The sequence below is a fragment of the Leisingera sp. XS_AS12 genome (assembly GCF_041224635.1).
In the GTDB taxonomy this organism is placed as follows: Bacteria; Pseudomonadota; Alphaproteobacteria; order Rhodobacterales; family Rhodobacteraceae; genus Leisingera.
Genome location: NZ_JBGFGM010000085.1, coordinates 1 through 12,666, shown reverse-complemented (window position 1 = coordinate 12,666; position 12,666 = coordinate 1). Strand labels below are relative to the sequence as shown.

12 protein-coding genes are annotated in these 12,666 nt (G+C 56.0%); 11 read left to right on the top strand and 1 reads right to left on the bottom strand.

The window, feature by feature from the left end; genetic code table 11:
• Positions 1 to 225: 225 nt before the first annotated feature.
• From AB9K35_RS07530 to AB9K35_RS07520, 3 genes are all read left to right on the top strand, one after another.
• Positions 226 to 1,350, top strand: a complete 1,125-nt coding sequence (locus AB9K35_RS07530; protein WP_369925127.1) for a tyrosine-type recombinase/integrase — start codon at positions 226 to 228, stop codon at positions 1,348 to 1,350.
• Between the two features lie 403 nt (positions 1,351 to 1,753).
• Positions 1,754 to 2,005, top strand: coding sequence for a hypothetical protein (locus AB9K35_RS07525; protein WP_027234174.1), 252 nt, complete (start codon positions 1,754 to 1,756; stop codon positions 2,003 to 2,005).
• Complete coding sequence (locus tag AB9K35_RS07520) at positions 1,992 to 3,110, top strand: tyrosine-type recombinase/integrase (protein ID WP_084299399.1); 1,119 nt, start codon at positions 1,992 to 1,994, stop codon at positions 3,108 to 3,110. Before AB9K35_RS07525 ends, AB9K35_RS07520 begins: the two co-directional genes overlap by 14 nt.
• Before the next feature lie 561 nt (positions 3,111 to 3,671).
• On the opposite strand, the gene hmpA is transcribed toward AB9K35_RS07520, so the two are convergent.
• Entirely contained in the window at positions 3,672 to 4,862 is a 1,191-nt protein-coding gene (gene hmpA / locus AB9K35_RS07515) for an NO-inducible flavohemoprotein (protein ID WP_369925126.1), read from the bottom strand.
• Between the two features lie 145 nt (positions 4,863 to 5,007).
• On the opposite strand from hmpA, the gene AB9K35_RS07510 reads away from it, so the two are divergent.
• The 8 genes from AB9K35_RS07510 to AB9K35_RS07475 all read left to right on the top strand — a co-directional run.
• Positions 5,008 to 5,445: an Rrf2 family transcriptional regulator gene (locus AB9K35_RS07510; RefSeq protein ID WP_369925125.1), complete on the top strand. Its 438-nt coding sequence runs from the start codon at positions 5,008 to 5,010 to the stop codon at positions 5,443 to 5,445.
• Positions 5,446 to 6,271: 826 nt separating this feature from the next.
• Positions 6,272 to 6,691, top strand: coding sequence for a hypothetical protein (locus tag AB9K35_RS07505; RefSeq protein ID WP_369925124.1), 420 nt, complete (start codon positions 6,272 to 6,274; stop codon positions 6,689 to 6,691).
• Positions 6,688 to 7,218 carry a plastocyanin/azurin family copper-binding protein gene (locus AB9K35_RS07500; protein ID WP_369925123.1) on the top strand — a complete coding sequence of 177 codons (531 nt, stop codon included), beginning with the start codon at positions 6,688 to 6,690 and terminating at the stop codon, positions 7,216 to 7,218. The genes AB9K35_RS07505 and AB9K35_RS07500 overlap by 4 nt, the downstream gene beginning before the upstream one ends.
• Positions 7,215 to 7,916 carry an RNA polymerase sigma factor gene (locus AB9K35_RS07495; protein ID WP_369925122.1) on the top strand — a complete coding sequence of 234 codons (702 nt, stop codon included), beginning with the start codon at positions 7,215 to 7,217 and terminating at the stop codon, positions 7,914 to 7,916. The genes AB9K35_RS07500 and AB9K35_RS07495 overlap by 4 nt, the downstream gene beginning before the upstream one ends.
• Before the next feature lie 235 nt (positions 7,917 to 8,151).
• Entirely contained in the window at positions 8,152 to 8,664 is a 513-nt protein-coding gene (locus tag AB9K35_RS07490) for an ester cyclase (protein ID WP_369925121.1), read from the top strand.
• 874 nt (positions 8,665 to 9,538) lie between these two features.
• The gene (gene folE2, locus AB9K35_RS07485) at positions 9,539 to 10,591 is read left to right on the top strand and encodes a GTP cyclohydrolase FolE2 (protein ID WP_369925120.1); all 1,053 of its coding nucleotides are present in this window, start codon (positions 9,539 to 9,541) and stop codon (positions 10,589 to 10,591) included.
• 104 nt (positions 10,592 to 10,695) lie between these two features.
• Positions 10,696 to 12,051 (top strand): PepSY-associated TM helix domain-containing protein, encoded by a 1,356-nt coding sequence (locus AB9K35_RS07480; RefSeq protein WP_369925119.1) that lies wholly within the window; start codon positions 10,696 to 10,698, stop codon positions 12,049 to 12,051.
• 381 nt (positions 12,052 to 12,432) lie between these two features.
• The coding region (locus AB9K35_RS07475) for a transposase (protein ID WP_369925118.1) at positions 12,433 to 12,666 on the top strand (234 nt) is incomplete at its 3' end.

The window sequence follows — 12,666 nt, the reverse complement described above, 5'->3', positions numbered from 1 at the left end:
CGGAAAGTACACCCATATTTCAATGCCATTTTCACCCCATGCACAGCGCCCGAGTTGCTCGGCAGAATTTTCTCTGTTCGCCGGAAAGAGCCATAATAATAAGTATTCTGCCTGCAGGTTGCCCAATCGATCGACCTTATTCCGGTCCCATTCTGGCGCCCAGGTGTGGGACGGCCGCGTGGGGCATTTTCGTGGGATAAAAATGTGGGGTGCGGAGGGAGGCGCGTGAAATCTCCGGACCGGCCGAAGAAGCTGAGCCTTGCCTTTGTTAGAAACGTCGCCACGCCGGGGAAGTATTACGACAGAGACGGGCTGATTCTTGTGGTGAGCGCAGGAGGGGCGAAACGCTGGGTCCAGCGTCTCACCATAGGTGGCCGGCGGCGCGATATCGGATTGGGGTCCGCATACCGGATCACCCCTGCCGCCGCGCGGCGCATTGCTGCGAAAAACCGGCTGCTGGCTCGGGCGGGGGAACACCCTCTCGCGGCGCCTGCCGTATCGAGAGGATCTCAGGAGGCGAGGCCGCAGACGCTGGCGCGCTTCGTGCTGAACCGCTTCCGCCGGCGGAAGGCGGAAGAAAAAGGGGCGAAGGCAGCGCGAGAGGAGTACGGCTTGATGCGCAACCATATCCATCCGATTATCGGACGGCGGCCTGTTGCGGACCTAACCTCCGCCGAAATCCGGGATGCGCTTGAGAAAGTGCGGAAGGTAAATCCGAACGTGGCAAAGGCTGCCCGGACCCGTCTGATCGAAATCCTGGACGAAGCGGTCCGGGACGGCTTTAGAAAGGACAACCCGGCCGATCACCCGGAAACCCGTGTTCTGCCAGCACCGAAACGCACAACCGCGGAGGGCGACAAGAGGAAGGCACGAGTTCTGGCGGAACTGCCATCCCTTCTTCAGGTGCTCGAAGCCAGTCCGCGGCGGCCAAGTTTGCTGCGGCTGATCCGGTTCAACCTCCTGACGCTGCGGGCGCCGCAGGAATGCCGCCTGGCACGGTGGGAACAGATCGATTTGCAGGCCAGGCTGTGGCGTTTCCCGAAGATGCAGGCCGAGGGCGGGGCGGTCGTCGAATTCGGCCTATTGGACGCTCACATCGCTATTCTGGAGGAGGCACGGCAGATTGCTAAGGGCGGCGGAACCGGTTGGGTGTTCTACAACCCTCAGAACATCGGCGCGCCCTACAAGGCCAATGCCTCATACAAGGCGATGCGCGACCTGGAGTTTGACATTCAAGTCCTGGACTTCAGGCGCGCCCACGAGTACCTCAATCGCACAGCCTCACACGAGCAATCCGATTTAGAGGCATGGTTGGCTTACCTGCAGTCTGCGCCGACCATTTCCAGCTGAGTCAGGTGAGCATTTTCTTCCCCCGCGGCCGGTCCTGGCCGGAAACGGTGACGGGGTATTCATAGCAGATTTGCGGAACTTTTTTGCTGCGGAGCTTGAATGCGCGTCGAGCCCCCCTTATTTTCACTTCTGCCCTTACGGCATTTGATTTGCACATCCGTCGCAAGACGGCCAATCAAACCGCCATCGCGCGATTCTCCCGCGATGCAACAAGGGCGATATCATGAACCGCTATTTCCGTGCATGCTGTGAAGAGCCCTGTTCCGGTGCCCTGATACGTGTGGCCGCTGTCCGCCGTCCTGGCGGGGCGCGGCCGAGCTGATCAGCCCGTAGAGCTTCCCTGCTCCCTGATAGCTCGCATTGCGACCCGCCAGGTTTTCGTCAAGAAAATCAGGAGTTGCCAATGAGCACCATCCATGAACTCAAGTCCGTTTCGCGGGCCCAGCAATCCGCTGCCAAATCGGCCGCGCCCCGTGCGGCCAGGGTGACCGATGCACAGCTGAAGCAGGCTTTGCGCAATGCGCACGCCGCCGGCTTGACTATTTACGCTTTCACCATCGAGGGTGGCACCATCCGTGTGCAGACCCGTCCGGAAGCGTCCGCCGACGCCATTCACCAAACTGACGCGGAGGCTTGGTTCGATGCCCGCACCTAAGCGTAAACCTCAGTTCCGCATGAGCCCCTGCAAAGGTGTCCACCGCGTACGAAAGACGCTGGCAGATGGCTCCTACGCAGAATACCACTATGCTTGGCGTGGTGGTCCGTTGTTCTGGAGTCATGAAAGTACCTGCCGGCGCGATGGAATCGAATACATCGAAGCCTGGCAAAGGGCCTGCCAGGCCAAGCGCGATGTCCGGGGGCGTTTTCAGGAAATCATCAACGAGTTCACCGGCTCCTCCGAATTCACCCGCCTTGCGCCGCGGACCCGCCGAGATCACTTGCACAACATTTCCCGCAGTGGCGGGATCGAGGCCGAATTCGGCGCTGCGCCAATCATGGCGTTCGAAAGCGCCCGGATCCGGCGGGAGGTCATGCGCTGGCGCGATAAGAACTCGGACGGGGTGGGCAACAACATGATGGCGACGATCCAGCGGATCGTTTCCTTTGCCTATGACCGCGGGCTCTTGCAGAACCATCACCTCTTGAAGGTGAAAAAGCGAAAGCGGCGTAGCCACGCGCACATCATCTGGACACAGGAGGAAATCGATTATTTCGTCGAGAAAGCTCCCGCCTATGTCGGCCGGATCCTGATCGCGGCGGTGGAGACTGGCTTCCGGCCCGGAGACCTTCAGGCGTTTAAAAAATCGGATATCGAGCACCAGAGAAACGGCAACGCCCGTGCGATGATCCTCACCAGAAAAAGCGGTAGGACCAGCTACGCTACCGTTCCGGTAACCCCTAGGCTGCAAGCGCTGATCGACGAACTCCCAACCGATCAGGAGCACATCATCGTGGGCGCACGCGGAGAGCCAATTCAGGCAACGAACGTCATGGGGCGGAATATCTCTCAGTGGCGTGACAAACTGGGGATCCGTAGGGAACTGAGGCTATATGATGCCCGGGGCACTGCGGTGACTAGGCTCGTCCGGGCCGGTTGCAGTATCGGGGAACTGGCCGCGCATATGGGATGGAAAATTCAGCACGCAGCAAACATGCTGGACATCTATGCGGCCTTGGATCCCGATATGACGGACGGCATCCTCGACAAAGTGAAAAGGCAGCAGCGCTTGACCCATGACGAGGAGGGCGGCGAAAGTTGAACATGCGGCCGCGGCGCTGCGTTTGCGAGGGGGCCATTCACTGAAAAAACTTTGCGCACTGCCAGGGAAGCAGAACAACTCTTCTTCACTAAGGTCAAGCGCAGTCATGAAACCAGCCCGGGAAACAAGGCGACTTGCCTCTGAGGATCAGCGCAAACTCTCGCTGCCTCCTTCAAGCGTGAAACTCTCGCAAGAACGGCCGGACCTCGGACCGGCCGTTCTTGCGGATTGCGGCGAATGCCCCGACAGAGCCCATTGCGGAAGCGCCAAGTTTGTTCTGCGCGCGCAGGCAGCACGCAAACCTGCTGCGTCGCTGCGAAACCATTGCTGCATTGCAGAGGGGAATGCAGTCACTCAGGCAGCTTGCAGCAAGTCTGAAGCGCCACCATATGGATTGAGCTGTTTATTGAACTTCTGATAGCCATTCGCCACCTTGGTCACGGCCAACCGCGATGCAGGTGCGGTTGGCTTCGTGTCACAAGGCTATCGACGATCGTGTGGTCCACCCGATACGGTTTTCCCGGCCGGGAAGGCCGTTCTTCTTGTGCTGGTCTATTGCTGCTACGCGGCGTCCAGTTCCTGTGCTGGCCCGAAAAACTCGTAGAAGATACGGTTCTCGTCGACGCCGGCCGCCCTTAAGCCGTTCACAGCCATCACCATGAATCCCTTTGGACCGCATATGTAGTAATCAGCCTGATCTGTATTGGTGTTTCGGGCCAGCCACTCCGGAGTGATGCGGCCTTCCACATCGAAGTTCGCTTCTACCCGGTCTTCGGAACTGGGATCCTCAAAAAATGTGACACACCGGCGGGACAGGGATTGTGCGATATCAGGCAGGACGTGATGCCTGCTGTTTTGCGTGGCATGCAGGTAGGTCGCAGATCGATTGTTTGCGGCCAGAACCTCAAGCATTGAAATCATCGGCGTCAGCCCGACACCGGCCGACAACAGGACAACCTCAGCCTCCTGGCCGCTTTTCAGGAAAAACTCTCCAGCCGGTGCAGCAACATTGACCATAGTGCCTTCGACTGCCTGCTCATGCAGCCAGGTGCTGGCTAGGCCGCCTTTCTGATGCTTGACCGTGATCCGGTAGAACTCGTTCGATGGCCCCGAGGAAATCGAATAATTGCGGCGCAGCTTGCCTGCTCCGGGCACCTCAAAATCGAAAGACAGATATTGCCCCGGCTTGTGCTTCAGCACGGGCTTACCGTCGACGGGTTTCAGGATGAATGACATCACGTCAGCACTCTCCTGGGTCCGCCTGTCGATCCGGAATTCCCGCCAGCCGCGCCAACCGCCCTCGGCCGCGGCGGTGTCCTGGTAAAGCTGTTCTTCTCGGCCAATCAGGATATTGGCCAGGAACCAATATGCTTCGCCCCAGGCGCGGATCACCTCCCCGGTTGCAGCTTCCTTGAGAACCGCTTCGATGGCGCCCAGCAGGGCGCTGGCGACATGGTCATAATGGCGGGGTTCGATTTGCAGGCCCACATGCTTGTTTGCAATACGCTCCACCGCTGCGGCCATCACCGGGAGGTTTTCAATGTTCTGGGCGTAGGCCAGGATTGCGTTGGTCAATGCTGCGTGCTGCGGGGAGTCACCGTTCTGGTGGGACTGGTTGAATAGCGTGCGGATTTCGGGATCGGCCAGCAGCCTGTTATACATCTCCGCTACAATCCCGCGCCCATGCAGCGCCAGCGCCGGAACAGTCGCCTTTACGGTGTCGATGGTGGTTTGGCTGAGTGGCTGTGCCATTGCACGCTCCTGATATGTCGGTTGGCAGACCTGCGGTCTGCATCATGAGTTTCACCGCCTGAATCATTCAGACTAGTTGCATGTATGATTGCAGGATTGAAAGATGCAACCCATATGAATATTAAAGGCGTGATCGGAGCCCCGCATGAAGTTGAACCTCACAACAGATTACGCGTTGAGAATTCTAATTTTTCTGGCGTCCAAACCCGAAGAACTGCACTCGATTGAGACATTGAGCCGCATCTACCGTCTGCCGCACAGCTCTTTGATGAAGATCGTCAGCGAGTTGGTCCGGCAAGGCTACGTCACGAGCGTTCGCGGCCGCTACGGCGGCATCAAGCTTGGACAGGCAGCCAGCGAAATCAATGTCGGGCAAGTCGTCCGGATCATGGAAGAAAGCTTGGAAGTTGCCAATTGCGCAGAATGCGTGATCCAGCCTCAATGCGGGCTCCGAGGGGTCTTTGCCGAAGCAGTCAATGCGTTTCTAAGCATCCTCGACCGCAGCACTGTCGCCGACCTGATCAGAAACAAAGCGGATCTGGTTCCATTGCTGACTTTGTCAGAGGCGGCGGATAATCCGTAACATGCCCTTTGAATTGTGAAGAGAACTCGACTTGTGCAAGGACCGATGCAAGGGAGTGAACAGGCTGGATGTTTTCAGCGCCCTTCGACAATAGGTTTATTGATTTTCTGAGCAATACTAGCCGCAACCCCCTTCGTTTAGGGAGGGGGCAAGGCCCTTTCTTATCCCCTCGTTTTTTCTTTTCCCTGCGCCTCGCACTTGGCGGCGCCGTGGAGGTCGCGATCGGGCATGTTCTGGTTCTCGACATACTCTTTGATGACATCGAGCGGCGCACCACCGCAGGAGACGACACAGTAGGACGGTGACTAGAAGGCCCCGCGCCAAAGCACGCGAGTAAAGGCCATGACGGCCTAAGCTCGCGGAACCGTCGAGGACCCTGAGCGCAATGTTGCAGCCAAGTCCGGTTTAATCCGATCGATCCTCGACAAAGGCTCAGCGAGAGGCGCCACTAGGTTTCCTACAAACTGTCCTGGGCCGGGGGCCGCCTCGTCGAGGTGGATCTGCGGAATACATAGCGCACTTGCGGGTACTGCGGTCACGTCGATACGGGAAGCCCCCTCCTTCAAGTGGTGGGACTTCACGACCTGAGTACACAGCGGTCATTCCCAGACTTGCCGACTTTTTCTCTGCTCCGTGGCCGGATTTTGCGCCGCCGTTGACACGCTCCCGGGGCTGACTAGGGCACATTGCCCATCGAAGTCCAAACGGTCCGACCAAATGAGTCCAAAATCAAAATGTAAAAATCGTGGGAACCTTTTGGGCTGACCTGCATCTAAGGGGCAGGTGTCCAAAAAGGCGCCACTCATTACTAAGAAAAGGACTACCCATGTTTAGGACCACGCTGACGATCTCAACTTTGATGGTTGCCCTGGGCACTGCTTCGTATGCCGAAGACGCAACAGCGCTGCACCAATCCCCTCCTGGAGATCCTTATGTGCAAGTGAGCGACGTTCTGCCCTTGCCTGAGTTTCTCCCTGGGATGGGAACATTGTTCGTGAACCCTCAAACGCTGCCCGCGGGCCCATTCCTGGCCTATGACCATGATGGAAAGTTGTCCGCAACTATTTACATGACCCCGTTGGAGGATCTCCAGAACGGCACCTCTTTCGACAATCTTGGCCTAGGTTCCGAAGCGGTGAAAGCAGTCGACATCTACTACAACGCCGGCCACCCCGGTGTCGAAAAGCCGCACGCGCATATTGCTCTCTTTCATGATGACGGAGCCAAGGAGCGGCTGGCAAAATGACTTTCAAAAGACGCAATGTCCTTTGGCTCGGAGGCGGCATGGTTGCCGCCCTCGGGTCACCCGGCCTTTTGCTGGCCAAGCCAGTCGAAACGGTAGAGATGCGTGGAACGGCACGCGGTGAGAAAATATGGTTCGATCCAATCGGATTGTCAGTTTCCCCGGGCACAACGGTTCGCTTTATCAACAAGGACCCCGGCAACAGCCATACCGCCACGGCGTATCATCCGGACCTTTTCGGGAGGGAGAAGCGTATTCCTGCATTAGCTCAACCTTGGGACAGCGATTTCTTGCTTCCAGGGGATAGTTTCGATGTAACTCTCGATGTGCCAGGCGTCTATGACTACTACTGCATCCCGCATGAAATGGCGGCTATGGTGGGGCGTATTGTCGTCGGTACACCGAATGACGCTAAGTGGTCTGGAGCAGCAGACGACGCAAGTGACATTTCGGCAGAGGTGCTAGCCGCCTTTCCAAAAGTAGAGACCATCCTCAATCTGGGGAATGTACACGTGGAGGGAACACAATGACGCTCCGAGACCACCAGTATACAAAAGAAGCCGTAGGTTCAGCTACTCCAGAAAGCGAACTTGTTCTGGCTGCAGGTAACGGCAGTGAGCATGCTATAAGAGAACTTGTTCGACGGCTGAACCCAAGACTGTTCCGGGTTGCCCGGGGGATAGTATCTTCAGATGCCGAAGCTGAAGAAATTGTGCAGGAAACCTATCTGGCTGCATTCTCAAAGATTAAAAGTTTCCGCGGTCAGTCTCGGTTTTCCACTTGGGTCACCCGCATCGCAATAAACGCTGCGCGCAGCCATTGCCGTCGTGATCGATCTGCTGAGGAGTACAATACCGTGAGCGAAACCAATACCCCGCAAGTATTGGAGCTTTTTCCGAACCAGTCCGAACTGCCGGAAGCATCTCTCGGCAGGGCGCAGCTCCGTGGACTTCTGGAGAACTCCGTAGCCCGCCTGCCAACGGAGTTGCGCCTACCATTCCTCCTGCGAGAAGTGGAGGGCATGACTATATCTGAAATATCAGATGAGCTCGATCTCAATAAGGTAACCGTCAAGACGAGGTTGTTTAGAGCGCGACGCCGTCTGCGCTCAGCCTTAGAAAACAGCGTCTCGGGCGGATTTGAAGCAATCTTTCCGTTTGACGGGCAGAGATGCGCGAGAATGGCTGATAGGGTCATTTTTAGCTTGCGGGAAAAGAAAATAATATAGGAGACTCCGAGGGTGCTGTTAATGAAATGCAGTTCTTATTTGGATTATCATTCGAAGCCCGCAACAAGCGCCACACCTTGAGGCTTGTCTAGAGGCAAGAAATAGTAGCGGCCGAAATTAGTATGGAAAGGATCAATTTTAAATATTGCCGTTTCTGTTCAGCGCCTTCTTCACGATTGCTTTCTTTATGTATTCACCTGCGGCGGCCGCTAGGTAACAATCAAAGGGCTGGAAAATGAAAGAAAGTGACGTCAAAAAGCATACGATCATACAGATGCCGCTTAGCGATCAAAATAAGGCGTCCGACATTGTGCGCGCATTTTACAAAGATGTGTTCGAGAATAACAATAGAAAAGCTTTGCCCAGGTACTTTTCTCCAGATGCAAGATTCGGAGGGGCCATTGGCGACTTGGCTGATTCAAAGAGTGAGTTTATTGAAGCTGCGGACGTCCTCATGTCTCTTTTTGAGGTTAATCCAACGGTATCAATAAATATAAAAATAGATGGAGGGGATTGGGTTGCTGCGACAACCATTATTGAAGCGACTTCCACAGGATCTGAGCTTCCCCTGCTGATCCGGGGGCAGCTGATCGCGAAAGTGAAGAACCAGAAAATTGTAGAATGGCACTCTAGCACAGATTATCTTTCCCTTTTTGAACAACTTGGTCAAATCCCGAAAGACTCCCTGCCTATATTGACGACCGGTGCAAGGCTTATGTGGAAGGGGTGGGCAGGAGGGCACACGTGAAAACCGATTCAGTTTTCGGCCAGATGCATTGGCCAAGTATCGCGTCGATGATCGGCGCGTCTTGACCGGGATTAAATTTGGAGACCAAAACGGCTTGGGCAGGCTGGGGAGGCATGCTGGATACGGTCCGCAGAGCCGCCTTCATTGACTGTGGAAGCGCTGGCGAGAAAAACTTCACTCGCTCGAAAGATAGATGGGCTGGCCTTCGGTCGCAGCATAGAGGATCGACGCCACTTACATGAAGGCCTTTCGAGAATAAGGGCGCGGACGACAGATCGGTCGGCCAACGGCGGCATGAACAGAAAATTGTGCGCCATTTTGCATCAACCAAGCCTGACCGCACAGCCTGTTTAGCACCGCCGGACGGGTCAGCAAATACGCATTCCACGGCCGGTGCCAAGGGTCTTCCTGTCAGCCATTACCCCTTCAGCCTTACTCATTCACCGGCTATGAATTCAGATCCTGGGAGACGCCATGGTTCTCCAGAATGACTGCAAAGACACTTCAAATCAGACACAGGGGCGATTTTGGGGAACCTTTTGCTCATTTCTGCACCTAATGGCTAGGTGTCAACGAAGCTCACCTGATGAAGCAGCAAGAAGGAATTTGGAATTGACCGTGCGACAAGTGCATATGTCGGCCGCTCGCAATAACCGATGCAAACTGGCACTCGCGAACTCAGAGGGTGTCAGAAAAATTGCAAACCGTGCTGGCTGGAACGAGGGGCTGCAAGCAGTGCTTCATAGTATGGAACCCCGGCATTCCTGCGGACAGACCCCGTTGTGGGCCGAGTTGGAAAAGGAGCACTTGGACGGGCCCGAGGTGATATCCATTTTTGGTGGAACAAGTTGCGGCCAAATGATCGGAAGCGGCATTGACGCATCAAAGGCTTGCGAGGTCCTTTGAAATGGTAGCAGTTCATTGTGTTTCGCCTATGTTCTATGAGGACTCAGGCGAAGTGGTCGACATCAAAGCCGAAGGACAGGAATATCCTTTGCTCGACCGAGATTACCCAAAGAAATTTCGCCCGGATGCGACCTATCTCGCATCAATGCCTGATCTACAGAACGGCCCAGCCACTTTAATTAGTGGTGCGCGCCGCAAGCTGCAGCATGTGGGCATTTCCAATTTTCGCCTGCCGCTGCGTTTCAAGTGCCGAGACAAGTCCGAGGTGACCTTGCCGGTTTCGGTAAGCGGAACCGTCAGTCTGGAGGCCTGCAAAAAGGGCATCAATATGTCCCGCATCATGCGCAGTTTCTACCAACATGCAGATAGGCTCTTCGACTTTGACACAATGGGCGCAGTGCTGGACGACTATCTATGTGACCTCGAGACCGGGGACGCGAGGCTGCAGCTTCGGTTCTCCTATCCGCTCAAAATGCCGTCTTTAAGATCCGGGCTGGAAGCTTACCAATATTATGAGATCGCCATGGAATTGGCAGAATTGCAAGCAAGCCGTCAAAGATTTGTGCATCTCGACTATGTCTATTCCTCGACATGTCCATGTTCATTGGGACTGAGTGAGCATGCGCGGCGGGTCCGCGGACAATTGGCGACACCGCATTCGCAACGCTCAGTTGCCAGGCTATCTGTCGAAGTGGTCGGCAGCGAGCGCCTGTGGATTGAGGATCTAATCGACAAGGCCCGCATTGCCGTGCCGACTGAAACCCAGGCCATGGTTAAGCGTGAAGACGAACAAGCTTTCGCCGAGCTCAACGCCGCTAATCCGATTTTCGTTGAGGATGCGGCGCGGCTCTTCTGCGAACAGTTTCAAAATGATCCAAGGATTGGAGATTTTCGTATCATTGCAAGCCACCAGGAAAGCCTGCACAGCCATGATGCGGTAAGCGTTCTTACTGCAGGAGAGAGCTTTGTCTCGGCAAGCCTTGATCCTCAGTTGTTCGGAACGTTGTCACACTCTTCTTAGATGGCATCCAACACTTAGCGATGTGTCCAAGAGAGGATTTTAGCTCAGAGCTGTTCCGGAATGCTCTGAGTATCCCCTTCCAAGACTATAAATGGAAACGGAACATGACAAATGACATCCAAGGCAGGAGCAACTCTGCGCTCTACCGCGCAATCTGGCGCTGGCATTTCATTGCCGGCCTTGTGGTTCTTCCCTTCATCCTACTTTTGGCCGTAACTGGCGCCATTTACCTATTCAAGGATGAAATCAACGACACCGCCCATAGGAATCTACGGTTTGTAGAGCCGGCCGACTCTATTACACTGACGCCTTCGCAGATCACCAAGGCTGCGATCGCCTCCCACCCTGGCGAGGTGAAGGCCTACACCGCACCCTCAGCCAAGGACCGCAGCGCCGAGGTAGATATACTTGGTGTAGATGGATTGAAAGACACGGTCTACGTGGACCCCTACAGCGGCGCCGTGCTGGGAAGCCTTTGGGATGGAGGACCCGCCGGCAGCCCTGCAATGTATGTGGTGCGCAAGCTTCATTCATTGGAATATGTTGGCTGGTTCGGTAACCGGGTAATCGAGGCCGCGGCGGGCTGGATGGTGGTACTGGTGATTACGGGAATTTACCTGTGGTGGCCGCGCGGCCGAAAGGTCGGCACCTTCTCGATGAAGGCAACGCAGGGCCGACCATGGTGGCGCGACATGCACGCGGTGACCGGACTCTATGCCGGTACCGTTATTGTTTTCATGGCCATGACCGGATTGCCCTGGTCATCGGTTTGGGGCGAAAAGTTTTACGACTATGCTTATTCCTTCGGGCTTGGCATACCTGATGGCTACTGGTCGGATTTGCCTGTCTCATCAAAGCCTGTGTCGGATGCTGTCGATCACGCACCCTGGATTATGCAAAATCAACCGCTTCCGCTATCGGGCGCCGAGACGGGCTTAGCCAGGACACTTGATGCCGTGGCAACCACGGTGGAGGCAATGGGCCTCGCCCCGGGCTATACCGTAAGCCTACCCGCCGGTCCGACTGGAGTATTCACTGCGTCCGTCTATCCCGACGACATCAACTTCGAACGGGTAATCCATCTGGATCAGTACTCAGGCGAGGTTCTATATGACGCTGGTCTGGCCGATCTCGGGGCGCTGGGGCGTTGGTCGGAATGGGGGATAAGTGTTCACATGGGGCAGGAATTTGGTCTCGTTAACCAGATAGTCCTGCTGGCGGCCTGCGTGGCGATGATCATATTATGCATCTCAGGTGTGGCAATGTGGTGGAAACGTCGTCCTGTCGGCACACTTGGCCTGCCTCAGGTGCCAGCTGATTGGAGCATTCCGCGGACTCTGCTACTAGTCGCCGTTGCCCTAGGAATCTTCTTTCCGCTGGTGGGGCTATCAATGCTGGCGATTGCAGGCGTTGAATGCGCGATTTACCTGTCGAGCCGCCGCCCGCACAGGGCACGCTGAACAAAGCGTACGTTGGGTCAACTCTTCTCAGGCATTGAGTTTCCTAATCCAGGTTTTGGAGACGCTCCCTTGGAGTTCATGCTAGCACGCATCGGCCAGAAGAAGTGCCACTAAGCTCATTGGGACTATTCAGGCTGTATGGTCGAGGGATGGTGTTCAAAAAGACCTTTCGGGAAAGGGCTGCAAAAACGCACCACTGGCAACAGCATGACCGTGTTTCGAGTGGTGACCATCGGGAGACAGGAAACCGATGAGCTGCACGGCATACTCGCGGAATCATTCAACGCGTGAAGACCGTAAACGGTGTCCCGACCCCACGTTGTAGCGCCTATCCCGTGCTGCGAGATCTTGCACATCTCACAGTGGGGAGTGCGTTTCGCAATGTGCGCTACAAATTCGTTTCTCAAATCGTTGGGTGTCGAAATCTACGCGTCGGGTCACCGGCGGTGGCCGGATGAAGCCAAGGCCCAGGCCGTGGCGGATACGCTCGAACCGGGCGCGACTGTGAATGGCGTGGCGGCGCGGTATGGTGTCTTACCAAACCAGCTGTCGGCTTGGCGCCGGCTGGCGAAGCAGGGGAAGCTGGTGTTGCCAGCGGCGGAGCCGGACGAACCG